Raw genomic sequence first — 26,902 nt, 5'->3', positions numbered from 1 at the left:
CGCGGCCTGCTTTGCGCTAGTCTGGCGCGCCGTAGCAGTTTGTAATGCTTGCCTCGGACCTTTTCTCGCCCGACCGCCTAGGGTTTGTTTATCCACAGCGGTCAACGGAGTGACAGCTTATGCACGACACCCTCCAGCGGGTTTTTGGTTATCCACAGTTTCGCGACGGCCAGGAGGCCGCGATCAGCGCGGTATTGGCCGGGCGTTCGACGGCGGCGATCTTTCCCACCGGTTCCGGCAAGTCCTTGTGTTATCAACTGCCGGCGCTGCTCCTGCCGCACCTGACGCTGGTGGTGTCGCCGCTGTTGGCGCTGATGCAGGACCAGCTTGCGTTTTTGCAACGCCACGGTATCGCAGCGGCGAGCATCGACTCGGCCCAGAGCCGCGATGAAGCCAATGCGGTGATGGCCCGGGCCCGCTCCGGCGAGCTGAAGATCCTGATGATTTCCGTGGAGCGCCTGAAGAACGAGCGCTTCCGCAATTTTCTCCAGCAGGTGCAGATTTCCCTGCTGGTGGTGGACGAGGCGCACTGTATTTCCGAGTGGGGCCACAATTTCCGCCCGGACTACCTGAAGCTGCCGGACTATCAGCGCCAGTTCCGCATTCCCCAGGCCTTGCTGCTGACCGCCACCGCGACGCCGAAGGTGATTGCCGATATGCAGGCCAAGTTCGCCATTGCGCCGGACGATGTGGTCACCACCGGTTTCTATCGGCCGAACCTGAACCTGCTGGTGGAATCGGTCGGCGGCCAGGACAAGCATCGCCGGCTGGTGGAATGGCTGGGCGGGCGGGTCGGGCAGCCGAGTATCGTCTACGTCACCTTGCAGAAGACCGCCGAGCAGATCGCCCAGCACCTGAGCCGCAACGAAATCCCGGCCACGGCCTATCATGCCGGCTTGCCCCATGAGCAGCGGGAGGCGATCCAGAAGCAGTTCATGGCCGGGCAGTTGAACTGCATCGTCGCCACCATCGCATTCGGCATGGGCATCGACAAGGCCGATATCCGTAACGTGGTGCATTTCGACCTGCCCAAGTCCATCGAGAATTACAGCCAGGAAATCGGCCGGGCCGGGCGCGACGGCCAGCCTTCCGATTGCCTGGTGCTGGCCAACCGCGACAGCCTCAATGTGCTGGAGAACTTCGTCTACGGCGATACGCCGGAGCTGGAGGGGATTCGTCGGGTGCTGGATGAGCTGAAGGGGGCAATCCCGGATGGCCAGTGGGAGTTCCTGCTCGGGCCTTTGGCGGACCAGAGCAATATCCGCCAGTTGCCGCTCAAGACCTTGCTGGTGCAGTTGGAGTTGCGTGGCTTGATCGCGCCGCGTTATGCGTATTTCGCCGAGTACCGTTTCAAGTTCCTGGTGGAGCCCGAGGTGTTGCTGGCGAAGTTCGAGGGCGAGCGGCGCGACTTTGTCTCGGCGATTATCCAGACCTCCAGCCGCGCGCGGACCTGGGCCACGGTGAACTTCGACGCCTTGTATCAACAGCATCAGGCCGAGCGCGGCCGGGTGGTGAAGGCCTTGGACTTCTTCCAGGAGCGGCGCTGGATCGAGCTGGAAAGCAAGCAGATGACCGAGGTCTACAGCCTGTTGGTCAGCGACTTCGATTCCCATGCCCTGAGCCTGGAGCTGTACGCCTATTTTGCCCAGCACGAGGTCAGCGAGATTGCGCGGATTCACGCGATGCTGGCCTTGTTTGCCACCGAGCAATGCCTGGGCTACCGGTTGGCCCGCTATTTCGGCGACGAGCAGGCGCCTGAGCGCTGTGGGCATTGTTCGGTATGTCACGGGCAGGTGGCGTGCCTGCCGGAGCCGCCGGCGTTGCCTGCTCTTGATCAGCGCGACTTTCCGGGGCTGTGCAGTGGTTTTATCCACAAGCACCAGGAGCACAACGGGCATTCGCCGAGTGCGGAGTGCCTGACGCGCTTCCTCTGCGGTATCAGCGTGCCGTTGTTTACGAAGTTGAAGGCCAGGGCGCTGCCGGGGTTTTCGGCGCTGGAGGCCTATCCCTATGCCGATGTGCGGGAGTGGGTCGCGGCCTGGTCCCTTGAGGGGCAGGCCGCCTAGGGGCTACCGAGGGCGCTGCGTCTTATTGCACAACCGGTCGGTCACTGAGCACGGCGTACTCGTCGCCTTCCAGCGTAAAGCCTGCGACTTCGTGCATGCCCAGGCGTTCATGGGCTCGCAGCGAGGCGGTGTTGTCCCGGCGTATGAATAGAATCGCTTCACGACCGGGGCAATGCCGCTGAAGTTGCGCGTAGAGCTGCGGCAGCAGGCCTTGGCCTCTTTCCGTGCTGGCGATGCAGGCGGGGCCGTACACGTAGGCGTCGGGCGTACCCGGCCATGCGCTCAGCATGGCCTGGATCGATGGCGGCGCGGGGTGCATATCCTTCGGCGCGCTGAACAATACGCCAACGACACGGTCATCGCGGAAGGCAACCACCACGGGGGAGCCGCCAAGGGCCATCTGCCTGACCTTGTCGAGAGGAAACTCTCCGGTCAGCGATCCGCCCTGGGAAGGGGAATTGGCCTGGAGCAGTTGGGCGATACCCTCGATATCAGCAGCGGTAGCAAGGTTGATCCTGTACATGGGTGGTCTCCTGGGGGGAGGCGAACCTACTGCATGGATGGCGCCCAAGTTTTTATATTACGCCCGGATTTCGAGCGTTGCAGGCATGGCCGTGTTGCCTTCAGTTTTCAGGCGGCGCGGTTGGCAGGTTCTGTCCCACCGCCAGCCCGGCGCGGATCGCGGCCAGCGCGGCCTGGTAGTAGGCCTTGCCTTCCGGCGACTCGGCAAAGGTGCTGAACTCTTCCAGCTCCGGGTCGGACAGGCCGCGATAGACGTAGAGCAGGGTGTTATCCAGGTCGTTGCCGATCTGTTCCATCAAGCGTTCGCGCTGGCCGTTCAGCATGCTTTGTGCCGCGCCGGCACCGAGCAGCCCCGGAATCATCGAACTCAGGCTGTCGGCCGCGACGCCGGCGATGGCCAGGCTGACTTCCGCCCCGGCTTCGCGCGCCGGCAGCGCACGGCCCAGGTGGTTGATCAGCAGGCGCCGGGTGGCACTGGCTTCGATATGCGGCAGGCCCTTGGCGTTCTTGGCCAATTGGTCGCGGCGGGTGGCGAGCAGTTCGGCGGAGACGATCTTGCGCCCCAGCGGTGACTGGAAGAACGTCAGGGCCGGCTTCGGGTTGGCGAGGTTCTGGCGCAACTGGGCCTCGGCCCGCTGGTCCATGGCCTGGGGCGCGAAACGCTGGTTGCTGTTGCTCACCAGCGCGTCATAGACCGCCGGTGGCAGGCTGTTGCGGTACTTTTGCTGGGCGGCGCTCAGGGCATCGTTGAAATGCGCGCGTTGTTCCGGCCAACCGGCGACCCGGTACAACTGGTCGTGGTTGTCTGCCCAGGCGGGCAAGGTGCAGAACATCAATAGCGAAAAAAGCAAACGGCGCATAGGGACTCCTGTCTACAGCCGGCTATTGTCCCGGCGAGCGCGGTACTTGTCGAGAATTCCTGTAAGTCGTTCGGGGGGCTCTGTCGGATTTCCGGGCTTCTGGATACTATGCGCGGCATGCACATTCCCTCTGATCACCCGCTGCTGTTACGTATCGTCGACGACCTGGCCGAGCGTGGCTGGTCGCAGCAGAATATCTTCCTGCCGCAGGCGCTGACCCTGGCCCTGGCCGCCGAGTGCCGCCAGCGATCCGCCGAGGGCGAGCTGACCCCGGCTGGCGTGGGACGCGGGCCTGCCCAGGAAGTGCGCGAGGGAATTCGTGGCGATCATATCCAGTGGCTGGAACCCGGCCAGACCAGGCCCTGCGATGAATACATGGGGTTGATGGACGGCCTGCGCGAGGCCCTCAACCGTGGCCTGTTCCTGGGGCTCGAGGATTTCGAAAGCCATTTCGCGCTGTACCCGCCCGGAGCCTTCTACAAAAAACACGTGGACCGCTTCCGTGATGATGATCGACGGACGGTGTCGGCGGTTATCTACCTGAACGATGCCTGGTTGCCGGAGCACGGCGGCCAATTGCGTATGTACCTTGACGACGGCGTGGAGCATGACGTGGTTCCGACCGGCGGTTGCCTGGTGCTGTTCCTCTCGGGGGAGGTGCCCCATGAAGTCTTGCCGGCGACCCGTGAACGCCTGTCACTGACCGGCTGGTTTCGTCGGCGCGGGAGCGATCCGTTTCCATGAAGCAGAAGATTCTGGTCAGTCGCTGCTTGCTGGGGCATCTGGTTCGTTATGACGGTGGCGCCAGCGGGCCTTACGCGCAGCTGTCCCAGTGGCAGGATGAAGGTCGGGTGGTGCCGTTGTGCCCGGAAGTGGCCGGTGGCCTGCCGACGCCCCGTGCGGCGGCGGAGATTCCCGGCGGGCAGGGCGCGCAGGTACTGGAAGGACTGGCCCGGGTGATCACCACCGAGGGCGAGGATGTCAGCGACGCTTTTCTCTCTGGTGCGTATCAGGCGCTGGAGTTGGTGCGGCGGCATGACATCCGTATCGCGGTGCTCAAGGCCAACAGCCCGTCCTGTGGCAACCTGTTGACCTATGACGGGACCTTCAGTGGGGTGAAGGTTCGCGGCGAAGGGGTGACGGCGGCCTTGTTGAAGCAGGCCGGCGTGCAGGTGTTCAGTGAGTTGGAACTGCCTGACGCGCTTATCGCCCTGCAGGTCCTGGAGCATCACCCGAAGCCGTAAACCGCTGGCTCACGGCTTCGGCGGCTGAGTCGCATCTATCCCGAACCACTTCTTTGAGAGCGCCGCGAGGCGCCCGTCCGCCTTCATGCGCTGCAGCGCATTGTCCAGGCTTGCCTGGAACGCCGGGTTACCCTTCTGAAACGGAATCGCCAGGGCCACTGTCGGCCCGTCGGAGTCCTCCGGAACCAGTGGTAGCGAGCTGTCGCGCATGGCGAAGGGGATCTGTGTCGGCGGTTCTTCCCGGTGTGTGATCCATTTCATGCTGGGATAACCATAAGGCTCGCTGAAGTCGTAACGTTTTCTCAGTTCTGCAGTCATAGGCATGTGGTTGATGGCGACATCGTACTTTCCACTCTCGACGCCTTGCAGCAGGTCGGTGACGTCGGTGGGGACAAACGAGGCCTGCACGTCGAGTTCCCGGGCCAGTTGTTCGCCCAGTTCGACTTCGAAGCCGGTCAGGCGCCCGTCTTCGGTAAAGCCGAAGGGTCGCATGTCGCCTTCCAGGGCGATGCGCAACTCGCCCCGGTCGTTGACGTCATCAATCAGTTCAGCCTGGACGAAAGGGCTGACGAAAGGCAGTAAAATTAATAGGCCAGGCAGAAAACCCATGGTCGCTCCCGAATTGGAATACAAATATGTACCGCGCCGTTCAGGCACGCTTTGCTATGTTATTGAGTGCCTTGGACCACAAATCGCCACAAAGTTGTCATAACCGTACTGAAATTGCGGAAAACTGGAGAAGTTAATGAAAACCTTAGTGTCTCGTGTTGCGTTGGCTACTGTTTTGCTGGGTTCTTCGATGCTGGCGGTTGCGGATGATCTTCCGCGTATTGCGGCACCCAAGGACGCCAAGGTCTTTATCGTTTCGCCGAAAAACGGCGCCACGGTCGACAAGACCTTCACGGTCAAGTTCGGCATGAAGGGCCTGGTGCTCAAGCCGGCCGGTGACGAAACGCCAGGCTCCGGTCACCACCACCTGCTGGTCGACCAGAAGGCCCTGCCGGACCCAGCCCTGCCGATTCCGGCGACCGACACCGTGATCCACTACGGCAAGGCCCAGACCGAAACCCAGCTGACCCTGACCCCGGGCAAGCACACCTTGCAACTGGTGGCGGGTGACAAGGGGCATATGCAGTTCAATCCGACCGTCGCCTCGAAAGTCATCACCGTCAACGTGAAGTAAATCCGTGTCAGAAAAAAAGGGAGGCCCTCGCAGGCCTCCCTTTTTTCGTCCAGCGCTTGAGGCTTAGAACAACACGCGGGACCGGATGGTGCCGTTGATGTGTTGCAGCTTCTCTTGCGCCAAGTCCGAGTACTCGGCGTCGACGTCGATCACCACGTAACCGACTTTCTCGTTGGTCTGCAGGAACTGACCGGAGATGTTAATGCCGTTTTCCGCGAAGACCTTGTTGATTTCGCTCATCACACCCGGGATGTTCTGGTGGATGTGCAGCAGGCGATGCTTGCCTGGGTGAGCCGGCAAGGCCACTTCAGGGAAGTTCACGGACGATACCGAGGTACCGTTGTCGCTGTACTTGACCAGCTTTTCCGCCACTTCCAGACCGATGTTGGCCTGGGCTTCGGCGGTCGAGCCACCGATGTGCGGGGTCAGGATCACGTTGTCCAGGCCACGCAGCGGGCTTTCGAACTCTTCGTCGTTGGAGCGTGGCTCCACCGGGAAGACATCGATGGCCGCGCCGATCAGGTGCTTGTCCTTGATCGCGTTCGCCAGGGCGTCCAGCTCGACCACGGTGCCGCGCGCGGCGTTGATCAGGATCCCGCCTTTCTTGATTGCGCGGATTTCCTTCTCACCGATCATCCACTGGGTCTCGGCGGTTTCCGGAACGTGCAGGGTGACGATGTCGGACATGCCCAGCAGGTCGGTCAGGTTCGAGACCTGGGTGGCGTTGCCCAGCGGCAGCTTGGTCAGGGTGTCGTAGAAGAACACCTGCATGCCCAGGCCTTCGGCCAGAACCGACAACTGCGTGCCGATCGAGCCGTAACCGATGATCCCCAGCTTCTTGCCGCGGATTTCGAAGGAGTTGGCCGCGCTCTTGATCCAGCCACCGCGATGGCAGGAAGCGTTCTTCTCGGGAATGCCGCGCAGCAACAGGATCGCTTCGGCCAGCACCAGCTCGGCAACGGAGCGGGTGTTGGAGTACGGGGCGTTGAACACGGCGATGCCGCGCTCGCGAGCCGCGTTGAGGTCGACCTGGTTGGTGCCGATGCAGAAACAACCGACAGCGACGAGTTTCTTCGCGTGTTCGAAGATGTCTTCGGTCAGTTGGGTGCGCGAGCGAATGCCGATGAAGTGGGCATCGGCGATCTTTTCCTTCAACTGGGCTTCTGGCAAGGAGCCAGTCAGGTACTCGATATTGACGTACCCGGAGGCCTTGAGGACGTCCACGGCGGATTGGTGGACGCCTTCGAGAAGAAGGAACTTGATCTTGCTCTTATCGAGAGAAGTCTTGCTCATCTGCGTAAACCTGTGTCCCGGAGAAAAATGGCAGGGAAATGGACAGCTTGAGCTGACCGCGCGGCGTGATCGCCGGCACCGCAGATCGGCCTGATAGCACGCTTCTGCGGGGGGCGTATGCTAGCATATGCGACCCGCAAACACTCATTCTGCGACGTGAAGCGTCCTCAGGATGACCATGAATTGTTCGAGAGTTCTGTCGATGACCCATCCTGCCCTGATTGATGAGCTGAAGACCCTGGTTGAGCCTGGTAAGGTCCTGACCGATGCTGACTCCCTGAATGCTTACGGGAAGGATTGGACCAAGCATTTCGCTCCCGCGCCGACGGCCATCGTGTTCCCGAAGACCACCGAACAGGTCCAGGCCATCGTGCGCTGGGCCAACCAGCACAAGGTCGCGCTGGTGCCATCGGGCGGTCGTACCGGGCTGTCCGCCGCGGCCGTGGCGGCCAACGGTGAAGTGGTGGTGTCCTTCGACTATATGAACCAGGTGCTGGACATCAACCTGACCGACCGCACCGCGGTTTGCCAGCCGGGCGTGGTCACCGAGCACTTGCAGAACGTGGCCGAAGAAAAGGGCTTGTACTACCCGGTGGACTTCGCTTCGGCCGGTTCCAGCCAGATTGGCGGCAATATCGGCACCAATGCCGGCGGGATCAAGGTGATTCGCTACGGCATGACCCGCAACTGGGTGGCCGGCATGAAGGTGGTGACCGGCAAGGGCGATGTGCTGGAACTGAACAAGGACCTGATCAAGAACGCCACCGGCTACGACCTGCGCCAGCTGTTTATCGGCGCCGAGGGCACCCTGGGTTTTGTGGTCGAAGCCACCATGCGCCTGGACCGCGCGCCGAAGAACCTGACCTGCATGGTCCTCGGCACCCCGGATTTCGACTCGATCATGCCGGTGCTGCACGCGTTCCAGGGCAAGCTGGACCTGACCGCCTTCGAATTTTTCTCCGACAAGGCCCTGGCCAAGGTCCTCGGCCGTGGCGACGTGCCGGCGCCGTTCGAAACCGACTGTCCGTTCTACGCCCTGCTGGAATTCGAGGCGACCACTGAAGAAGTGGCCAACCACGCCCTGGAAACCTTCGAGCACTGTGTCGAGCAGGGTTGGGTGCTGGACGGCGTGATGAGTCAGAGCGAAACCCAGTTGCAGAACCTCTGGAAGCTGCGCGAGTACATCTCCGAGACCATTTCCCACTGGACGCCGTACAAGAACGACATTTCGGTCACTGTGTCGAAAGTGCCGGCGTTCCTCAAGGAAATCGACGCCATCGTCGGCGAATACTACCCGGACTTTGAAATCGTCTGGTTCGGTCACATCGGCGACGGCAACCTGCACCTGAACATCCTCAAGCCGGAAAACCTGAGCAAGGACGAGTTCTTTGCCAAGTGCGCTACCGTGAACAAGTGGGTGTTCGAAACCGTCGAGAAGTACAACGGTTCGATCTCCGCCGAACACGGCGTGGGCATGACCAAGCGCGATTACCTGACCTACAGCCGTTCCCCGGTTGAAATTGAATACATGAAAGCGATCAAGGCGGTGTTCGATCCGAACGGGATCATGAACCCGGGCAAGATCTTCGCGGTTTGAACCAGAAGTCACTGATGACAAAGACCAGGAGTCAGTCATGAGCTATCAGCACCAGTATGTCGACGGTACCCGTATTCACTTTCCTCTCGGCAAGGTGGTATGCATCGGCCGTAATTACGCCGAGCACGCCAAGGAACTGGACAATCCGGTGCCGACCGAGCCGTTGCTGTTTATCAAGCCGGGCAGCTGCGTGGTGCCGATCGAGGGTGGTTTCAGCATTCCGGTGGACCGTGGTTCGGTGCATTACGAGGCCGAGATTGCCGTGTTGATCGGCAAGCCGCTGTCCAACAAGCCGAGTGTTGAAGAGGTTCTGGATGCCATTTCCGGGTTTGCGCCGGCATTGGACCTGACCTTGCGCGACAAGCAGGCGGAGCTGAAGAGCAAGGGCCTGCCCTGGGAAGTCGCCAAGTCGTTCGACGGTGCCTGCGTGCTGTCGCCGTTCGTGGTGGGGAGTACCTTCCCGGACCTGACCCAGATCGGCATTCGCCTGACCATCAACGGTCAGGTTCGCCAGGACGGGATCAGCAGCGACATGCTCAACCCGATCGTGCCGATGATCCAGTACATGGCCGCATGCTTTTCGTTGCAGGCCGGTGACGTGATCCTGACCGGTACGCCGGTGGGCGTCGGCCCGCTGAATGCCGGGGATGAGCTGGTACTGGAATTGCCGGGCGCCAGCCGCTTCAACAGCAGCGTCCGTTAATCCCGACGCCCTCCTGTAGGAGCGAGCTTGCTCGCGATGATGGCACAGACACCGTGGGGCATCAGGCGCCCCGCGTTATCGTTAACGCCCATCGCGAGCAAGCTCGCTCCTACAGAGGGGGGGCGGTGCTTGCCTCAGGCCTTGAGGGTCTTCACGCCTTCGCTGGTGCCCAGCAGCAGCAGGTCCGCCGGACGCGCCGCGAACAGGCCGTTGGTGACCACGCCGACAATCGCATTGATCTGGCTTTCCAGCTCCACCGGGTTGGTGATCTGCAGGTTGTGCACATCCAGAATGATGTTGCCGTTATCGGTCAACACGCCCTCGCGATACACCGGATCACCCCCCAGTTTCACCAACTGGCGCGCCACATGGCTGCGGGCCATGGGGATCACTTCGACCGGCAGCGGGAAAGCGCCGAGCACCGGGACCAGCTTGCTGCCGTCGGCGATGCAGATAAAAGTCTTGGCCACGGCCGCGACGATCTTCTCGCGGGTCAGGGCCGCGCCGCCGCCCTTGATCAGGTTCAGGTGTTCGTCGCTTTCGTCGGCGCCGTCGATGTAGAACTCCAGATCGCTGACGGTGTTCAGCTCATAGACCGGAATCCCGTGGCCCTTGAGGCGCGCGGCGGTGGCTTCGGAGCTGGCGACCGCGCCGTCGAAGGCGCCCTTGTGTTGCGCCAAGGCGTCGATAAAGCAGTTGGCGGTGGAGCCGGTGCCCACGCCGATCACGCTTTTGTCATCGAGCTTGGGAAGGATGAAGTCGACAGCGGCTTGGGCCACGGCCTGTTTGAGTTGATCCTGGGTCATGCGGGCTCCGAAAGCGGGCAGGGGGTGTGCGAAAGGCCGGCATTATAAGCGTCGGGGCGGGGAAGGTCATTGTCCGTTTGGCCGCAGGCACGGGCAATAAAACCTCAGGAACCCTGTGGTCGTTGCCGCAAGCGCTGGGTTAGACTCCTCGGTCCCTGTCCACACCCGCCAGCGATGCCTTCCGATGCTTGAACAGTACGTCAAGAAGATCCTCACCTCGCGCGTCTACGACGTTGCCGTGGAAACCCCGTTGCAGACCGCTCGCCAGCTCTCCGAGCGGCTGGGCAACAAGGTCTGGCTCAAGCGCGAAGATTTGCAGCCGGTGTTTTCCTTCAAGATTCGCGGTGCCTACAACAAGCTGACCCAGCTTAGCGAGGCCGAGCGCGCCCGTGGCGTGGTCACGGCATCGGCGGGCAACCATGCCCAGGGCCTGGCCCTGGCGGCCAAGGTGCTGGGGGTCAAGGCCACCATCGTGATGCCCAAGACCACGCCGGAAATCAAGATCGAAGGCGTGCGCTCCCGGGGCGGCAAAGTGGTGTTGCATGGCGACTCTTTCGCCGAAGCCCTGGCCCATTCCCTGCGGCTGGTCGAGGAAAAAGGCTACGTCTATATCCACCCCTACGATGATCCGCACACCATTGCCGGGCAGGGCACCGTGGCGATGGAGATTCTGCGCCAGCATCCGGGCCCGTTGGATGCGATCTTCGTTCCGGTCGGTGGCGGCGGCTTGATTTCCGGGATCGCGGCCTATGTGAAGTACCTGCGGCCGGAGATCAAGGTGATCGGCGTCGAGCCGGATGACTCCAACTGTCTGCAGCAGGCCATGGCCGCCGGCGAGCGGGTGATCCTGTCCACCGTGGGGTTGTTCGCCGACGGCGTGGCCGTGGCGCAGATCGGCCAGCACACCTTCGATATCTGCAAGGACTATGTCGACGAGGTGATCACCGTCAGTACCGACGAGATCTGCGCCGCGATCAAGGATATCTACGACGATACCCGCTCGATCACCGAGCCTGCCGGCGCTTTGGGCGTGGCCGGGATCAAGAAGTACGTCGAATCGCGCAAGATCACCGGGCAGACCCTGGTGGCCATCGACTCCGGCGCCAACGTCAACTTTGACCGCCTGCGCCATGTGGCCGAGCGTGCCGAGTTGGGCGAAGGGCGCGAAGCGATTATCGCCGTGACCATTCCGGAGCGGCCGGGCAGTTTCAAGGCGTTCTGCGAAGCCATCGGCAAGCGTCAGATCACCGAATTCAATTACCGTTATCACACCGGCCACGAAGCGCATATTTTCGTCGGCGTGCAAACCCACCCCGACAGCGATCCACGCAGTGCCCTGATCGACAGCCTGACCGGCCAGGGTTTCCCGGTGCTGGACCTGACCGACAACGAGCTGGCCAAGTTGCATATCCGTCATATGGTCGGTGGCCATGCGGCCCGTGTCAGTGACGAGATGGTGTTGCGCTTCGAATTCCCGGAGCGCCCGGGGGCGTTGTTCAACTTCCTCAACAAGCTCGGCGGGCGCTGGAATATCTCGATGTTCCATTACCGTAACCATGGCGCCGCTGATGGCCGGGTGGTCGCGGGCCTGCAGGTGCCGGAGGAAGAGCGTCATCTGGTGCCGGCGGCCCTGGCGGAAATCGGCTACCCGTATTGGGATGAAAGCGATAACCCGGCGTATCGGTTGTTCCTCGGCTGAAACACGGTGGATGGCTGCTAAGCTGATGGGCAGGTTCCATTCTGAAAGGCAGCGCGTAACCTTGTAGGAGCCTGGCTTGCCAGCGAAGCTTTTGACGCTCTCATGGGCCCCTTCGCTGGCAAGTCATGCTCCTACACGGGATGTGTTCGACTCTGCATCTGATTGCTGCTCGAAAGTTGATCGTAAAACCAAGGAAACGATGAAATGGAAACCCTCACTGCCTTGAAACTGCTACACGGTGCGGCGCCGGTGCTTTTGCTGGGCAGCGCGCTGGCGGTGACGATCAGGCTTTGGCGCGGACGCCGTGCCGGCGATACAACCATTCAAAATCACACTTTGCAGCGTCCCTGGTTCTTCGTTTGGGGGCTGATGGCGCTGTGCCTGGCCGTGCTGCCGGTCAGTGGCTGGTGGTTGGTGCACCTGTCCGGTTGGCCGTTGGGGCAGACCTGGCTGCTGGGTTCGAGCGTGCTCTACACCCTGTGCACCCTGAGTTGGGTGTGGCTGGTGGTCCGTCTCAATCGCCTGCGCCGTGGTATCACGGCGCGGCATCCAGGGTTTACGCTGGCCCTGGCGATTTTCACGGTTGTCGGTTTTGTCGCTATTGCGGGCCTGATGGGCGCGAAACCGGTTTAAGCCGTCAGGCCGGGGATTTGCCATGAAGGTGCTTCTGGTGGGGGCCACGGGGTTCGTCGGCCGCCATTTGCTGGCGGCGTTGAGTACCGCCGGTCACGAAGTGATCGCCACCAGCCGTGATCATCACCTGCGCTCGCTACCGGGGGTCGAATGGCAGGTGCTCGACCTGGATCGGTTGGCCGAGGACTCCAAGCATTTCATCCTGCCCCATGGTATCGATCTGCTGATCAATGCCGCCGGGTTGCTGAGTACTGATGAGCAGGCACTGCGCCTGACCCAGGACCTGGGCACCCGGGCGCTGTTCGACCTGGCGGCGCGCCGGGGCGTGCGAGTGCTGCATATTTCCGCGCTGGGCGCCGGCGAGCAGCCGGATGTGCCGTTCCTGGCGAGCAAGGCGGCGGCGGATGATTACCTGATGACGCTCGGCGTGCCGGCCGTGGTGCTGCGCCCCTCGTTGCTGCTGGGGGCCGGCGGGGCCAGCAGTGCCTGGCTGGCGCGCCTGTCGCCCTGGCCGCTGATCCCCTGGCTGGACCTGCAAGCGCGCTTGCAACCGCTGCATATCGACGATTTGTCCGCCGCCGTGCTGGCCTTGCTGCGGCATTGGCCGGCGCACTCCCAGGTGTTGCCGCTGGTGGGGCCGCAAGTGCTGACCCTGGCGCAAGTGCTCGATCAGTTGCGTGTGGCCCAGGGCTGGGGGCCTGCGCGGTATGTGAAGGTGCCGGGGATCTTGTCGCGTGCCGGTGCCTGGCTGGGCGAGCGCCTGGGCTGGCGGGCCTTGAATCGCCAGAGCCTGCGCATGGCCCAGCGTGACAATGTCGCCGGTCCCGAGGCGCTGGCCGAGGTCTGTGGTTACCGCGCCGCGCCGCTCTCCACTCGCCTGCAGGACTGGCCGAACGCCGGCCAGAGTGTCCAATCGGCGCTGCGGCCGTTGCTGCTGGCGGTGATGCTGTTGATCTGGCTGGGCACGGCGGTGGTTTGCCTGGGGCCGGGTTATGACTGGAGCCTGCGGATCATGGCCGAGGCCGGGGTAAGCGGGGACTCCGCAGCGATTGCGGTCTACGCCGGGTCGCTGTGCGACGGGCTGCTGGGCCTGGGGATGTTGTTCCGGCGTACGCGCAAGTGGACGTTCCGGGCGCAATTGCTATTGATGGGGGCCTATACCCTGATTATCAGCTTCGTACTGCCGCACTACTGGTTTGACCCTTATGCCGCCGTCGCCAAGAATCTGGTGCTGATGGTGGCGACCCTTTGGCTGCTTTGGACCGAACCGCGTCGATGAGTGCTTACCTGCTGCTGAAAACCCTGCATATCCTGTCTTCCACCATTCTTTTCGGCCTGGGTGCCGGTTCCGCGTATTACGCCTTGCGCGCCTGGCGCACGGGCAACGTCGAGGTGATTGCGGCGACCTTCAAGCACCTGGTGTTCGCCGATTGGGCTTTTACCACCACTACGGCGGTGTTCCAGCCATTGAGCGGGCTGGGGCTGATGTACCTGGCGGGCTGGCCGATCCAGCAAAGCTGGCTGGTGTGGAGCCTGGGCCTGTTCGTGTTGGCGGGGATCTGCTGGTTGCCGGTGGTCTGGTTGCAGATCCGGGTGCACAGAATGGCCGAGCAGGCCTTGCACGCGGGAGCGGCGATGCCGATGCAGGCCGAGACCTATATGCGCTGGTGGTTTGTGCTGGGCTGGCCGGCGTTTTTGTCGTTTATGGCGATTTTTTATCTGATGGTCGCCAAGCCGGTCTGATCTGACACCGAGTCGCCTTCTTCGCGGGCAAGCTCCGCTCCCACATCGGGTCCTGAGTCGTACGCACCTTCTGTGCACGGCACAAATCTAATGTGGGAGCGGAGCTTGCCCGCGAATAGGCCATCAATCGCGCAGCGTAATCACCGGCCATCCACGCTTCTCGGCTTCGGCCCGCAGATTCGGATCCGGGTCCACCGCCACGGGATTGGCCACCTGCTCCAGCAACGGCAGGTCATTCATCGAATCGCTATAGAAATAGCTGTCTTCCAGGCCATGCCCGGTTTCTTCCAGCCAACGGTTCAAACGCGTCACCTTACCCTCGCGAAAGCAGGGGATATCGGTGCTGCGCCCGCTGTAGCGGCCGTCGATCATCTCGCACTCGGTGGCGATCAGGGTCTCGACCCCCAGCCGCGCGGCAATCGGTGCCGTGACAAAACGGTTGGTGGCGGTGATGATCACCAGCTTGTCGCCGGCGTCGCGGTGTTGGGCCAGTAACGCCAGGCCCTTGGGCAGCACGATGGGTTCGATGCAGTCGCGCATATAGTCGCGATGCCACTCGTCCAGTTGCGCCATCTCGCTGCGGCCGAGAATTTCCAGGCAGAAATTCAGATACTCGGCGTTGTCCAGGCGGCCCGCCAGATAATCCTGGTAGAACTCGTCGTTGCGGGTTTTATAGGCCACCGGGTCGAGAATCCCCCGTTCGCAGAGGTAATCGCCCCAGGCGTGGTCGCTGTCGCCGCCCAAAAGTGTGTTGTCCAAGTCGAATAAAGCCAGACGCATTGCGGTTACTCGCTGATAAGCCTGTAAAAAGGCCTCCAGAATACGGTCTTTTCACAAGAGTGCACATAAGGTAGGAAGGCTCGTTGCTGCTTTCACAACCTTTGTGGAACAATGCGATGACATGCGTTTGCGAGGTGGTTGCCGTGATCGACCCCGATGGTTTCCGTCCTAATGTCGGGATAATTCTGACGAATGATGCTGGGCAGGTCCTCTGGGCGCGCCGCATCAATCAAGATGCATGGCAGTTTCCGCAAGGCGGGATCAACCCGGACGAGACGCCTGAAGACGCTTTGTACCGTGAATTGAACGAAGAAGTCGGCCTGGAACGCGAAGATGTGCAAATTTTGGCCTGTACCCGGGGCTGGTTGCGCTATCGTTTGCCGCAACGCCTGGTGCGTACCCACAGCCAACCGCTGTGCATCGGCCAGAAGCAGAAATGGTTTCTCCTGCGCCTGCTCTCCAACGAGCAGCGGGTGCGGATGGATTTGACCGGTAAACCGGAGTTCGATGGCTGGCGTTGGGTCAGCTATTGGTACCCGTTGGGCCAGGTGGTGACATTCAAGCGCGAGGTCTACCGTCGCGCGCTCAAAGAGCTTGCCCCGCGCCTGTTGGCGCGCGACTGACACGGAGTTCGACCCCGAGCCATGCTCAATACGCTGCGCAAGATCGTCCAGGAAGTTAACGCCGCCAAGGATCTCAAGGCGGCGTTGGGCATTATTGTATTGCGCGTCAAAGAGGCCATGGGCAGCCAGGTCTGCTCGGTCTATTTGCTGGACCCCGAAACCAACCGCTTTGTCCTGATGGCCACCGAGGGCTTGAACAAGCGCTCGATCGGCAAGGTCAGCATGGCGCCGAACGAAGGCCTGGTTGGCCTCGTGGGTACGCGCGAAGAACCGCTGAACCTGGAAAACGCCGCCGATCACCCGCGGTATCGCTACTTTGCCGAAACCGGCGAGGAGCGTTATGCCTCCTTCCTCGGTGCGCCGATCATCCACCATCGCCGGGTCGTCGGCGTGTTGGTGATCCAGCAGAAAGAGCGTCGCCAGTTCGACGAGGGCGAAGAAGCCTTCCTGGTGACCATGAGCGCCCAGTTGGCCGGCGTTATCGCCCATGCCGAGGCCACCGGTTCGATCCGTGGGCTGGGGCGTGAAGGCAAGGGCATCCAGGAAGCCAAGTTCATCGGTGTGCCGGGTTCGCCGGGTGCTGCGGTGGGTACGGCGGTGGTCATGTTGCCGCCGGCGGACCTGGACGTGGTGCCGGACAAGGCGATCGCCGATATCGATGCCGAACTGGCGCTGTTCAAGACCGCCATCGAAGGCGTGCGTGCCGATATGCGCACGCTCTCGGCCAAACTCGCGACCCAGCTGCGTCCGGAAGAGCGCGCGTTGTTCGACGTCTACCTGATGATGCTCGACGATGCCTCCCTGGGCAGCGAAATCACCAACGTGATCAAGACCGGCCAATGGGCCCAGGGCGCCTTGCGCCAAGTGGTGACCGATCACGTCAACCGTTTTGAACTGATGGACGACGCCTACCTGCGTGAGCGCGCGTCGGACGTCAAGGACCTCGGGCGCCGGCTGCTGGCCTACCTGCAGTCTGAACGCCAGCAAGCCCTGGTCTACCCGGACAACACCATCATGGTCAGCGAAGAGCTGACCGCGGCGATGCTCGGCGAAGTACCGGAAGGCAAGCTCAAGGGCCTGGTCTCGGTACTGGGTTCGGGTAACTCCCACGTGGCGATCCTGGCGCGGGCCATGGGCATTCCAACCGTCATGGGCCTGGTGGACCTGCCGTACTCGAAGGTCGACGGCATCGAGATGATCGTCGACGGCGCCCGTGGCGAGGTGTTTACCAACCCCAGCGAAGTGCTGCGTAAGCAATACGCCGGTGTGGTGGAAGAAGAACGCCAGCTGTCCGAGGGCCTGGACGCCTTGCGCGAGCTGCCGTGCGTGACCCCGGACGGCCATCGCATGCCGCTGTGGGTCAACACCGGCCTGCTGGCGGATGTGGCCCGGGCGCAGCAGCGCGGGGCCGAAGGTGTCGGCCTGTACCGCACCGAAGTGCCGTTCATGATCAACCAGCGTTTCCCGAGCGAGAAGGAACAGCTGGCGATCTATCGCGAGCAGTTGTCGGCGTTCCATCCGCAACCGGTGACCATGCGCAGCCTGGACATCGGCGGCGACAAGTCGCTGCCGTATTTCCCGATTGAAGAAGACAACCCGTTTCTCGGCTGGCGCGGTATCCGCGTGACCCTCGACCACCCGGAAATCTTCCTGGTACAGGCGCGGGCCATGCTCAAGGCCAGCGAGGGCCTGAACAACCTGCGGATCCTGCTGCCGATGATCTCGGGCATCCACGAGATGGAAGAGGCGCTGCACCTGATCCACCGGGCCTGGGGCGAGGTGCGCGACGAAGGCACCGACGTGCCGATGCCGCCGGTGGGGGTGATGATCGAGATTCCGGCGGCGGTCTACCAGACCCGCGAGCTGGCACGGCAGGTGGACTTCCTCTCGGTGGGCTCCAACGACCTGACCCAGTACCTGCTGGCCGTGGACCGCAACAATCCACGGGTCGCGGACCTTTACGACTACCTGCACCCGGCGGTGCTGCAAGCCTTGCAGAACGTGGTGCGTGACGCCCATGCCGAAGGCAAGCCGGTGAGTATCTGCGGCGAGATGGCCGGTGATCCGATGGCGGCGGTGCTGTTGATGGCGATGGGCTTTGACAGCCTGTCGATGAACGCCACCAACCTGCCGAAGGTGAAATGGATGCTGCGCCAGATCAATCTGAGCAAGGCCCAGGAACTGCTGGCCCAGGTGATGACCATCGACAATCCGCAGGTGATTCGCAGTACCTTGCAGTTGGCGCTGAAGAATCTCGGGCTGTCACGGATGGTGGTGCCGACTGTCACGCATTGAGAGGGCGGAGCTAGACCTTTAGCTCCACCTCTCCCAGATGCCCGCCATACGGCCCGAAGCTGCGCTCCATGAGATGGCGCGTGCCATCGGCGTGGCTGATCAGCACCGTGCTGGCCCGGGTGCCGTAGCTGGGGCTGGCGATAAACACGCTCGACAGCAGACTCTCGGTTGTCTGTCCCACTCCGGTGTCCGGCAACTCGGCAAGCGGCGCGATCGTCGGGTCGCCGAGCATCGCCAGCAATGCCTCCGGTCGCGGATCCGCCAGTTCCCAGGACAGCGCCGCGCGGGCCTTGAGCAGTTTCGGCCAGGGCGTATCGAGCCCGGCATTGGACAGCCCGTAGACACCCTCCGCCAGTTGGCGCGGTTCACCCTCGTGGGAATTGAGATGCCACAGCGCATCCGCTGTTCCCAGGAGCAGGTTGAACCCGGCATATTCTGCCGATCTTGCGCGAATTTCGGCTAAATACTCATCAATCGGCAGGTCTTCGGTGAGAAAACGCGCCACCAACTCTCCCCGTGAGCGCCGGGCCACCGGCTGGTGCGGATTGCGGATATTGGTCAAGGCCGCAAAGCGCCCCCGGGCCCCGATCCCCAGCCAGGTCCCGCCCGCCTCCAGATCACGCCCCGCATACACCTGCGGCGCTTCCGGCCATTGCGCCAGGGGCAGGCTTGGTCGGGCATAAAATTCGTCACGGTTGGCCGCGACGATCAGCGGCTGGGCATGGCCCGGGCGCCAGGCAAAGACAATCAGGCACATCAGGTGGTCCTCGATGTTTTTGCCCACTCTACGCAGGGTATCCATCGCCATCCAGTAGAGCCGTGTCCCTCCTTCCGTTACCATGCCGGACTTGTTTTGCGGGGTCGCGCATGGAATTTCTGCTCTATCTGGTCTTGGGGGCCTGCGCCGGCGTGCTGGCCGGGCTGTTCGGCGTGGGCGGCGGGATCATTATCGTCCCGGTGCTGGTGTTCAGTTTCACCCTGCAAGGGTTCGATCCGCTGATCCTCACGCACCTGGCGGTGGGCACGTCCCTGGCGACGATCATTTTCACCTCGTTCAACACCATTCGCGGGCATCACAAGCGCGGCGCGGTGCTCTGGCCGGTCTTTGCCTGGATGGCCGTGGGCATCCTGCTGGGCTCGGGCCTCGGCGCATTGACTGCCAAGGCCATCGCCGGCCCGCACCTGCAGAAGATCATCGGCGTGTTCGCCCTGGTGGTGGCGGCGCAGATGGCGCTGAACCTCAAGCCCAAGGCCAGCCGCAGCGTGCCCGGCAAGTTCGGCCTCGGCCTGGCGGGGGCGTTTATCGGCTGGGCCTCGGCGATTTTCGGGATCGGCGGCGGCTCCCTGACCGTGCCGTTCCTGACCTGGCGCAGCGTGCCGATGCAGCAGGCGGTGGCGACGTCCTCGGCCTGTGGCTTGCCGATTGCCCTGGCCAGTACCTTGAGTTTCATGATCCTGGGTTGGCACGATCCATTGTTGCCGGCCCACAGCCTGGGCTTTATCTATTTGCCGGCCTTGCTCGGGATTGCCCTGACCAGTATGTTTTTTGCTCGCTTCGGTGTGCAACTGGCACACCAGCTGTCGCCGCTGTTGCTCAAGCGGCTGTTTGCCGGCCTGTTGTTCATTGTCGGCCTGAAGTTCCTGATCTGAGCCACAGGCTCGGTTCAGTCATGCCGACGCAATATTGGCTTAATGGCGCGGTTGCAACATGACCCGCCGGCCCGGGCGATTGCTGTTCGCCGGGCCCTGAATTTTTACTCTATCGAGGAGTTGCAATGCTGCCTTACCCGCAGATTGACCCGGTGGCCCTGGCCATCGGCCCGCTGAAAATCCACTGGTACGGCCTGATGTACCTGGTCGGCATTGGCGGTGCGTGGCTGCTGGCCTCCCGGCGCCTGAACCGTTTCGATCCGACCTGGACCAAGGAGAAACTCTCCGACCTGATCTTCTGGCTGGCCATGGGGGTCATCGTTGGCGGGCGCCTGGGTTATGTGCTGTTCTACGATCTGAGCGCCTACCTGGCCAACCCGACGCTGATCTTCGAGGTCTGGAAGGGCGGCATGGCGTTCCATGGCGGCTTTATCGGGGTGATGGTGGCGGCCTGGTGGTTTGGCCGGCGCAACGGCAAGTCGTTCTTCCAACTGATGGACTTTGTCGCGCCGATGGTTCCGATCGGCCTGGGTGCCGGGCGGATCGGCAATTTCATCAACGCCGAGCTATGGGGCAAACCGACCGACTTGCCGTGGGCGATGATCTTCCCGCCGTTCAGCGACCCGGCCCAGTTGCCGCGTCACCCGTCGCAGCTGTATCAGTTCGCCCTGGAAGGCGTGGCCCTGTTCGTGATCCTCTGGTTGTTCTCGCGCAAGCCGCGGCCGACCATGGCGGTTTCAGGCATGTTCGCGTTGTTCTACGGGATCTTCCGTTTTGTCGTCGAGTTCGTCCGGGTGCCGGATGCGCAGCTTGGCTACCTGGCGTTCGGCTGGGTGACCATGGGGCAGATCCTCAGCCTGCCGATGATCATCGGCGGCCTGGGCTTGCTGTGGTTCGCCTATCACCGCGCCCCGACTACACCGGCCGCGAAAGACGCCGCGCTTTAAATTCGAATCGGGGCTCGCGGGCCCCGTATTCAAGGATGCAGGTAACTCATGAAGCAATATCTCGAACTGGTCGCCCATGTCATCAAGAACGGCACCAAGCAGGCCAACCGTACCGGCGTGAACACCATCAGCTTTCCCGGGGCCATGCTGCGTTATGACCTCCAGGAAGGTTTTCCGGCGATCACCACCCGCAAGATGGCGTTCAAATCCGCTGTCGGCGAGATGTGCGGTTTTCTCCGTGGGGTGAACAACGCCGCCGAGTTCCGCGCGCTGGGCTGCAAGGTCTGGGACCAGAACGCCAACGAAAACGCGCAGTGGCTGGCCAACCCGTTCCGCCAGGGCGAAGACGACCTGGGCGAGATCTATGGGGTGCAATGGCGTAAATGGCCGGCGTACAAGCAGATTGCCAAGAGCAACGTCGCGGCTATCGAGCAGACCTTGAGTCAGGGTTATCGGCAGATTGCCGAGGGCGAGGAAAACGGCCAGACCTATGTGGTGCTGTACAAGGCCATCGACCAGGTGCGCCAGTGCGTCGACACCATCATCAAGGATCCGGGTAGCCGGCGGATTCTGTTCCATGGCTGGAACTGTGCGCAGCTGGATGAAATGGCGTTGCCGCCGTGTCATTTGCTGTATCAGTTCCATCCGAATGTGGAGACCAAGGAGATTTCCCTGACCCTCTACATCCGTTCGAATGATCTGGGGTTGGGCACGCCGTTCAACCTGACCGAAGGCGCGGCACTGCTGAGCCTGATCGGGCGCCTGACCGGTTATACGCCGCGCTGGTTCACCTATTTCATCGGCGATGCCCATGTGTATGAAAACCACCTGGACATGCTCAACGAACAGCTGACCCGCGAGCCGTTCCCGATGCCGAAGTTGGTGATTTCGGACCGTGTGCCGGAGTTTGCCAAGACGGGTGTTTATCAGCCGGAGTGGCTGGAGCTGGTGGAACCGGGGGATTTCTCGCTGGAAGGCTACCAGCACCATGCGCCGATGACGGCGCCGATGGCGGTCTAGTTCGGCTCGGTATCGCGTCGTCTGCTTCGCGGGTAAGCTCCGCTCCCACATTGGATTTGCGTCGTACACAGAAGGTGTGCACGACTCGGGGCCTGTGGGAGCGGAGCTTGCCCGCGAATAGGCCCTCAATGCCCGTGACTTCTGCCGACATGTGAATGCTCTTCAGCCGCCACCACGCTGCCGCTGACCTCCAACCGCTGCAAGATCCCGCACTGATCCAGATCCGGCCCGCCGCCACAACGCTGGCGCAGATCCAGCAACTGCGTCTGCAACGCCAGCAACCCGTCGATCCGTGCCTTGACGTGATGGATATGCTCATCAATCAGCGCATTCACGCTTTCGCATTGATCCTGCGGGCTGTCGCGCAACCCCAGCAAACTGCGAATCTCCTCCAGCGTCATGTCCAGGCTGCGGCAGTTGCGGATAAAGGTCAGGCGCTCCACATGCGCCTGGGTGTACAGGCGGTAGTTGCCCTCGCTGCGCGCCGGTTCCGGCAGCAGGTTTTCCTTCTCGTAATAACGGATGGTTTCCACCTGGCAGTCGGTGAGTTTCGCCAGTTCGCCAATCTTCATCGTTCGATCTCCGAAAAGGGTGCTTGACCCTATAGTGGCTACAGGGTGTTCACTTGGCAACAAGCACTTTCAGGGACGCACCCATGAGCGACTCCATCCACACTTCGCACAAGCCTGCCGGCGATCATGCCCATGCTGGCCACGATCACGATCACGATCACAAGCATAGTCACGACCACGGCCATGACCACGGTCAGGCCGATAAGCCCGCGCCTCGGTCTTTCCGTGTCCTCCAGCCGGTAAAGGCTTCCCACTCCCATGGGGCGGCCGGGCATGCCCACAGCTGCTGTTCGACTGCCGAGGCCCCCGCGCTGATCAAACTCAGCGAGACCACCAGCGCCGACGCACGGTTGAGCCGTTTCCGAATCGAAGCCATGGACTGTCCCACCGAGCAGACGCTGATCCAGAACAAGCTCGGCAAGCTGGCGGGCGTGCAGCAGCTTGAGTTCAACCTGATCAACCGGATCCTCGGTGTGACCCATGACCTGTCGTCGACCACGCCGATTGTCGACGCCATCAAGTCCCTGGGCATGCAGGCCGAGCCGTTGGAAGAGGGCGCAAGCGCCGAAACTCCAAGCCAGCCGCCGGTGAAGAAACCCTGGTGGCCCCTGGCTTTGTCCGGTGTCGGCGCCCTGGTCGCCGAAGTGATTCACTTCACCGCCGTGGCCCCGACCTGGGTGGTGGCAATCATCGCGCTGGTTTCCATCCTCAGCGGCGGCCTGACCACCTATAAAAAGGGCTGGATCGCCCTGAAAAACCGCAACCTGAATATCAACGCGCTGATGAGCATCGCCGTGACCGGCGCGGTGCTGATCGGGCAGTGGCCGGAAGCGGCGATGGTGATGTTCCTCTTCACCATCGCCGAACTGATCGAAGCCAAGTCCCTGGACCGCGCGCGCAACGCCATCAGCGGCCTGATGCAGATGACGCCGGAAAAGGCCACGGTGCGCCAGGATGACGGCGAGTGGGTCGAACGTGAGGTTAAAAGCATCGAACTGGGTGCCTTGGTCCGGGTACGTCCTGGTGAGCGCATCGGCCTCGATGGCGAAGTGGTCTACGGCAGCTCCAGCGTCGATCAGGCACCGATCACCGGCGAAAGCCTGCCCATCGAGAAGAATCCGGGCGACAAGGTCTTTGCCGGCACCATCAACCAGGCGGGTTCACTGGACTATCGGGTGACGGCCGTCGCGGGCAATTCGACCCTGGCGCGGATCATCCATGCCGTCGAGCAGGCTCAGGGCGCGCGGGCGCCGACCCAGCGGTTCGTCGATACCTTCGCGAAAATCTACACCCCGGCGGTGTTCGCCTTCGCCCTGGCGGTGGCGGTGCTGCCGCCGCTGTTCATGAACGGCCTGTGGTTCGACTGGATCTACCGGGCGCTGGTCCTATTGGTAGTCGCCTGCCCGTGCGCGTTGGTGATCTCGACCCCGGTGACCATCGTCAGCGGCCTGGCCGCCGCCGCCCGCAAGGGCATTCTGGTCAAGGGCGGGGTCTATCTGGAAAGCGGGCACAAGCTTGATTACCTGGCCCTGGACAAGACCGGGACCATCACCCACGGCAAGCCGGTGCTGACCGACTATCTGGTCCTCAACCCACTGTTCGTCGAGACCGCGCCGTTGATCGCCGCCAGCCTCGCGGCGCGTTCCGATCACCCGGTGTCCCTGGCGATTGCCAAGGATGCGCAGGACAAACAGTGGACGCTACGTGACGTCGAAGCCTTCGAAGCCCTGGCCGGGCGCGGTGTGCGCGGCGAGGTCGGCGGCAAGGGTTATCACCTGGGCAACCATCGCCTGGTGGAAGACCTCGGTCTCTGCTCGGCGGCCCTGGAGGAAAAACTCTTCGCCCTGGAAAAACAAGGCAAGACCGTGGTGTTGCTGCTCGACGCCTCCGGCCCGTTGGCGCTGTTCGCCGTGGCCGATACGGTCAAGGCTTCCAGCCGTGAGGCGATCCGCGAGTTGCACGCGCTGGGGATCAAGACCCTGATGCTGACCGGGGACAATATCCACACCGCCTCGGCCATTGCCGCCCAGGTCGGGATCGACGAGGCCCGTGGCGATCTGTTGCCCACCGACAAACTACAGGCCATCGAAGAGCTGTATGCCCGTGGCCATCAGGTCGGCATGGTCGGCGACGGTATCAACGACGCTCCGGCCCTGGCCCGTGCCGAGATCGGCTTTGCCATGGCCGCCGCCGGTACCGACACCGCAATTGAGACCGCCGATGTCGCCCTGATGGACGATGATCTGCGCAAGATTCCGGCTTTCATTCGCCTTTCGCGCCAGACCGCGCGTATCCTCAGGCAAAATATCGCCCTGGCCCTGGTGATCAAGGCGATCTTCCTGGCGGTGACTTTCCTGGGGCTGGCAACCATGTGGATGGCGGTGTTCGCCGATATGGGCGTCAGCCTGCTGGTGGTGTTCAATGGGTTGCGCCTGTTGCGCAAGTAAACGAATGAGAGGGTGATGTGCTGAGTGCCGAGCTGAAGGCGTTTTATATGGTCGCTCGCCTGGGCAGCATCACCCTGGCGGCAAAAAAGCTCGGGCTCAGCCAGCCCACGGTGACCACCCAGATCCGTCATCTGGAAAGCCAGTACTCGGTCGAGTTGTTCTATCGCGGCGGTCGGCGCTTGAGTGTCAGTGAAGACGGCGCGCGCTTGCTGCCGATGGTCAAGGCGCTGTTGCAGCAGGAAGCCGATATCGAGTTTTTCCTGCGCAACGCCGGGCAGGTGCAGGGCACCTTGCGCATTGCCGCGACGGCGCCGTATTACATCCTCGATCTGGTGAAGGCCTTTCGCGAACGCCTGCCGCAGGTGGAAGTGTCGGTGGAGATCGGCAACTCCCAGCAGGTGCTGGAGGCGCTGGAGGATTATCGGGTCGATGTGGCGGCTTCGTCGCAGTTGCTGGAGGACCCGCGGTTGATCCGCCGGGTGCTGGGCAGTGATCCGCTGGTGTTGGCGGTGCATCGCAATCATCCACTGGCGGTACATGATCATGTGCCGCTGAGCGCGCTGGCCGGGCATTGCCTGTTGATGCGAGAACCGGGTTCGACCACCCGGCATCTGACGGAAGAGCTGTTGCGTAATGCGCAGGTCAGTTATGGCCCGCTGCTGGAAATCGGCAGCCGTGAGTCGATTCGTGAGGCGGTGCTACGCAATATCGGCATCAGCATCATTGCCCGGCAGGAGGTCCCTCACGACCCGCAACTGCGGGTGCTGACCATCGAGAATGCCCCGCAGATTCCCGAATACCTGTATTGCCTCAAGGAACGCAAGGCGGCGCGTTTGCCGGCGGCGTTTCTGGGGTTGGCGCAGGAAATGGCGCCGGTCTGAGAGAACCATGGTGAATGGCCGTCTGCTGCGCAGCCGTTCGCGGGCAAGCTCCGCTCCCACAGGTTTCGCGCTGTGTAGAGGATATTTGTACGACGCATTCATTGTGGGAGCGGAGCTTGCCCGCGAAGGCGTCGGCCCAGGCGACTCAAGTCTTCAACCCAAATCTACCAATACCACTATCGGTAGCTTTGGCCTCATTGCCACATAGCCTACGCATTCCCTCCCTAGCATGACCCTCATCCGCTAGATGAGGTCCGTCCATGAACAACTCGATCGCCAACGCCCTGGCCAACCCCGGCGCCCCGATGAAGGTCCGTGGGGTGCGCAAGCGCTTCGGCGCCTTCACCGCGCTGGACAACGTCTCCCTGGACGTGGCCGCCGGCGAGTTGGTCTGTCTACTTGGCCCGTCCGGCTGCGGCAAGACCACCTTGCTGCGTTGCATCGCCGGCCTTGAACGTCAGGACGACGGCGAGCTGTTCCTCGGCGAACGCAATGTCTCCGATCTGCCACCCCAAGCCCGCGACTACGGCATCCTGTTCCAGTCCTACGCGCTGTTCCCGAATCTGACAGTCGAGGCGAATATCGCCTACGGCCTGGCCGGCAGCGGTCGCGAGGTCACCCGCAAGCGTGTCGGTCAGATGCTGGAACTGGTCGGCCTGCTCGGCAGCGAAAAGAAATACCCCGGGCAACTCTCCGGCGGCCAGCAACAGCGTGTGGCCCTGGCCCGCGCCCTGGCCCCGGCGCCCTCGTTGTTGCTGCTGGATGAGCCGATGTCGGCCCTCGACGCCCGGGTCCGCGAGCATCTGTGCACCGAGCTGCGCCAACTGCAACGCAACCTCGGCGTGACCACCCTGATGGTCACCCACAACCAGGACGAGGCCATGCTGATGGCCGACCGCATCGCCGTGATGAACAACGGCAAGGTCGAGCAGTACGCCACGCCCCAGGAAATCTACGACAGGCCGGCCACGCCGTTCGTCGCCGAATTTGTCGGCCAGGGCAACTGGCTGCCGTTCCAGCGCAGCAGCGACAGCCATGCGCGGGTCGGTGGCATGGATGTGCGCCTGGCCGATGGCACCGCACGGGCGGCTTCCGGTCGGCTGTTCTGCCGCCCCGAGGCGATCAACGTCAACCCGCCGGTGCATGAGGAAAACCTGTTTCCGGCCCGGGTTCGCGAGATCACCTTCCTCGGCAATCGCTGCCGCATGAGCTTCGAACTCAACCAGTTGCCCGGTCATGCGCTGTTGGCCGAAATCGGTCCGCAGGACATGCCACGCCTCGGTGCGCCGGATATCTGGGTGGCATTGCCGCCGCGCAGCCTCCAGGTGTTTGCCTGAG

General features: G+C 62.5%; 26 protein-coding genes. 18 read left to right on the top strand and 8 right to left on the bottom strand.

Annotated elements, in window-relative coordinates:
• Window positions 1-119: 119 nt before the first annotated feature.
• A complete protein-coding gene (locus M5C01_RS08245) occupies window positions 120-2,066 on the top strand; it encodes an ATP-dependent DNA helicase RecQ (RefSeq protein ID WP_152736766.1) in 1,947 nt (648 codons plus the stop codon).
• Window positions 2,067-2,088: 22 nt separating this feature from the next.
• Here the strand turns inward: M5C01_RS08245 and M5C01_RS08240 are convergent, their stop codons facing one another.
• Together M5C01_RS08240 and M5C01_RS08235 are read right to left on the bottom strand one after the other, a co-directional pair.
• Window positions 2,089-2,589: a GNAT family N-acetyltransferase gene (locus M5C01_RS08240; RefSeq protein WP_152736767.1), complete on the bottom strand. Its 501-nt coding sequence runs from the start codon at window positions 2,587-2,589 to the stop codon at window positions 2,089-2,091.
• A gap of 100 nt (window positions 2,590-2,689) precedes the next feature.
• Complete coding sequence (locus tag M5C01_RS08235) at window positions 2,690-3,448, bottom strand: DUF2059 domain-containing protein (RefSeq protein WP_152736768.1); 759 nt, start codon at window positions 3,446-3,448, stop codon at window positions 2,690-2,692.
• Window positions 3,449-3,556: 108 nt separating this feature from the next.
• Here M5C01_RS08235 and M5C01_RS08230 point away from each other — a divergent pair, with 108 nt between their 5' ends.
• Both M5C01_RS08230 and M5C01_RS08225 read left to right on the top strand, forming a co-directional pair.
• Entirely contained in the window at window positions 3,557-4,192 is a 636-nt protein-coding gene (locus tag M5C01_RS08230) for a 2OG-Fe(II) oxygenase (RefSeq protein WP_152736769.1), read from the top strand.
• Entirely contained in the window at window positions 4,189-4,692 is a 504-nt protein-coding gene (locus M5C01_RS08225; RefSeq protein ID WP_152736770.1) for a DUF523 domain-containing protein, read from the top strand. Before M5C01_RS08230 ends, M5C01_RS08225 begins: the two co-directional genes overlap by 4 nt.
• A gap of 9 nt (window positions 4,693-4,701) precedes the next feature.
• On the opposite strand, the gene M5C01_RS08220 is transcribed toward M5C01_RS08225, so the two are convergent.
• A complete protein-coding gene (locus tag M5C01_RS08220; protein ID WP_152736771.1) occupies window positions 4,702-5,301 on the bottom strand; it encodes a transporter substrate-binding domain-containing protein in 600 nt (199 codons plus the stop codon).
• 136 nt (window positions 5,302-5,437) lie between these two features.
• Here M5C01_RS08220 and M5C01_RS08215 point away from each other — a divergent pair, with 136 nt between their 5' ends.
• Complete coding sequence (locus M5C01_RS08215) at window positions 5,438-5,875, top strand: DUF4399 domain-containing protein (protein ID WP_103497960.1); 438 nt, start codon at window positions 5,438-5,440, stop codon at window positions 5,873-5,875.
• Between the two features lie 63 nt (window positions 5,876-5,938).
• Here the strand turns inward: M5C01_RS08215 and serA are convergent, their stop codons facing one another.
• Window positions 5,939-7,168, bottom strand: a complete 1,230-nt coding sequence (gene serA / locus M5C01_RS08210; RefSeq protein ID WP_103497959.1) for a phosphoglycerate dehydrogenase — start codon at window positions 7,166-7,168, stop codon at window positions 5,939-5,941.
• Between the two features lie 202 nt (window positions 7,169-7,370).
• Here serA and M5C01_RS08205 point away from each other — a divergent pair, with 202 nt between their 5' ends.
• Together M5C01_RS08205 and M5C01_RS08200 are read left to right on the top strand one after the other, a co-directional pair.
• Window positions 7,371-8,765, top strand: a complete 1,395-nt coding sequence (locus M5C01_RS08205; protein WP_152736772.1) for an FAD-binding oxidoreductase — start codon at window positions 7,371-7,373, stop codon at window positions 8,763-8,765.
• 37 nt (window positions 8,766-8,802) lie between these two features.
• The gene (locus M5C01_RS08200) at window positions 8,803-9,468 is read left to right on the top strand and encodes a fumarylacetoacetate hydrolase family protein (protein ID WP_152736773.1); all 666 of its coding nucleotides are present in this window, start codon (window positions 8,803-8,805) and stop codon (window positions 9,466-9,468) included.
• 134 nt (window positions 9,469-9,602) lie between these two features.
• On the opposite strand, the gene rpiA is transcribed toward M5C01_RS08200, so the two are convergent.
• Entirely contained in the window at window positions 9,603-10,274 is a 672-nt protein-coding gene (rpiA, locus tag M5C01_RS08195) for a ribose-5-phosphate isomerase RpiA (RefSeq protein ID WP_103497956.1), read from the bottom strand.
• A 115-nt stretch (window positions 10,275-10,389) separates the two neighbouring features.
• Here rpiA and ilvA point away from each other — a divergent pair, with 115 nt between their 5' ends.
• The 4 genes from ilvA to M5C01_RS08175 all read left to right on the top strand — a co-directional run bounded on the left by ilvA (window position 10,390) and on the right by M5C01_RS08175 (window position 14,349).
• Window positions 10,390-11,973, top strand: coding sequence for a threonine ammonia-lyase, biosynthetic (gene ilvA, locus M5C01_RS08190; protein WP_103497955.1), 1,584 nt, complete (start codon window positions 10,390-10,392; stop codon window positions 11,971-11,973).
• A 204-nt stretch (window positions 11,974-12,177) separates the two neighbouring features.
• A complete protein-coding gene (locus M5C01_RS08185) occupies window positions 12,178-12,606 on the top strand; it encodes a DUF2269 family protein (RefSeq protein WP_152736775.1) in 429 nt (142 codons plus the stop codon).
• Window positions 12,607-12,628: 22 nt separating this feature from the next.
• Window positions 12,629-13,885: an SDR family oxidoreductase gene (locus tag M5C01_RS08180; protein ID WP_152736776.1), complete on the top strand. Its 1,257-nt coding sequence runs from the start codon at window positions 12,629-12,631 to the stop codon at window positions 13,883-13,885.
• Window positions 13,882-14,349, top strand: a complete 468-nt coding sequence (locus M5C01_RS08175; protein ID WP_152736777.1) for a DUF2269 domain-containing protein — start codon at window positions 13,882-13,884, stop codon at window positions 14,347-14,349. The genes M5C01_RS08180 and M5C01_RS08175 overlap by 4 nt, the downstream gene beginning before the upstream one ends.
• 123 nt (window positions 14,350-14,472) lie before the next feature.
• Here M5C01_RS08175 and M5C01_RS08170 read toward each other — a convergent pair whose 3' ends face one another.
• Window positions 14,473-15,129 carry an HAD family hydrolase gene (locus M5C01_RS08170; RefSeq protein WP_103497951.1) on the bottom strand — a complete coding sequence of 219 codons (657 nt, stop codon included), beginning with the start codon at window positions 15,127-15,129 and terminating at the stop codon, window positions 14,473-14,475.
• A 143-nt stretch (window positions 15,130-15,272) separates the two neighbouring features.
• Here M5C01_RS08170 and M5C01_RS08165 point away from each other — a divergent pair, with 143 nt between their 5' ends.
• The gene (locus M5C01_RS08165) at window positions 15,273-15,752 is read left to right on the top strand and encodes an RNA pyrophosphohydrolase (protein ID WP_040071746.1); all 480 of its coding nucleotides are present in this window, start codon (window positions 15,273-15,275) and stop codon (window positions 15,750-15,752) included.
• Window positions 15,753-15,773: 21 nt separating this feature from the next.
• A complete protein-coding gene (ptsP, locus tag M5C01_RS08160; RefSeq protein WP_100942022.1) occupies window positions 15,774-18,047 on the top strand; it encodes a phosphoenolpyruvate--protein phosphotransferase in 2,274 nt (757 codons plus the stop codon).
• 10 nt (window positions 18,048-18,057) lie between these two features.
• On the opposite strand, the gene M5C01_RS08155 is transcribed toward ptsP, so the two are convergent.
• Complete coding sequence (locus M5C01_RS08155; RefSeq protein WP_152736893.1) at window positions 18,058-18,804, bottom strand: NRDE family protein; 747 nt, start codon at window positions 18,802-18,804, stop codon at window positions 18,058-18,060.
• Window positions 18,805-18,914: 110 nt separating this feature from the next.
• Between M5C01_RS08155 and M5C01_RS08150 the strand changes: the two genes are divergently transcribed.
• From M5C01_RS08150 to M5C01_RS08140, 3 genes are all read left to right on the top strand, one after another.
• A complete protein-coding gene (locus M5C01_RS08150) occupies window positions 18,915-19,697 on the top strand; it encodes a sulfite exporter TauE/SafE family protein (RefSeq protein WP_103497950.1) in 783 nt (260 codons plus the stop codon).
• A gap of 125 nt (window positions 19,698-19,822) precedes the next feature.
• On the top strand, window positions 19,823-20,644 hold the full coding sequence (gene lgt / locus M5C01_RS08145) for a prolipoprotein diacylglyceryl transferase (protein ID WP_103497949.1): 822 nt from the start codon (window positions 19,823-19,825) through the stop codon (window positions 20,642-20,644).
• 48 nt (window positions 20,645-20,692) lie between these two features.
• Window positions 20,693-21,664: a thymidylate synthase gene (locus tag M5C01_RS08140; RefSeq protein WP_152736778.1), complete on the top strand. Its 972-nt coding sequence runs from the start codon at window positions 20,693-20,695 to the stop codon at window positions 21,662-21,664.
• Window positions 21,665-21,789: 125 nt separating this feature from the next.
• On the opposite strand, the gene cadR is transcribed toward M5C01_RS08140, so the two are convergent.
• Window positions 21,790-22,236 (bottom strand): Cd(II)/Pb(II)-responsive transcriptional regulator, encoded by a 447-nt coding sequence (gene cadR, locus M5C01_RS08135; RefSeq protein ID WP_103499658.1) that lies wholly within the window; start codon window positions 22,234-22,236, stop codon window positions 21,790-21,792.
• 83 nt (window positions 22,237-22,319) lie between these two features.
• On the opposite strand from cadR, the gene M5C01_RS08130 reads away from it, so the two are divergent.
• The 3 genes from M5C01_RS08130 to M5C01_RS08120 all read left to right on the top strand — a co-directional run bounded on the left by M5C01_RS08130 (window position 22,320) and on the right by M5C01_RS08120 (window position 26,901).
• The gene (locus M5C01_RS08130) at window positions 22,320-24,683 is read left to right on the top strand and encodes a heavy metal translocating P-type ATPase (protein ID WP_152736779.1); all 2,364 of its coding nucleotides are present in this window, start codon (window positions 22,320-22,322) and stop codon (window positions 24,681-24,683) included.
• A 17-nt stretch (window positions 24,684-24,700) separates the two neighbouring features.
• On the top strand, window positions 24,701-25,564 hold the full coding sequence (locus M5C01_RS08125) for a LysR family transcriptional regulator (protein WP_178129704.1): 864 nt from the start codon (window positions 24,701-24,703) through the stop codon (window positions 25,562-25,564).
• 260 nt (window positions 25,565-25,824) lie between these two features.
• Entirely contained in the window at window positions 25,825-26,901 is a 1,077-nt protein-coding gene (locus M5C01_RS08120; protein ID WP_152736781.1) for a putative 2-aminoethylphosphonate ABC transporter ATP-binding protein, read from the top strand.
• Window position 26,902 lies beyond the last annotated feature (1 nt).

It is taken from the genome of Pseudomonas sp. MWU12-2319, from assembly GCF_023242525.1.
Lineage (GTDB): Bacteria > Pseudomonadota > Gammaproteobacteria > Pseudomonadales > Pseudomonadaceae > Aquipseudomonas > Aquipseudomonas gingeri_D.
The sequence above is the reverse complement of the archived record's forward strand: the minus strand, read 5'-3'. Positions and strand labels throughout refer to the sequence as shown.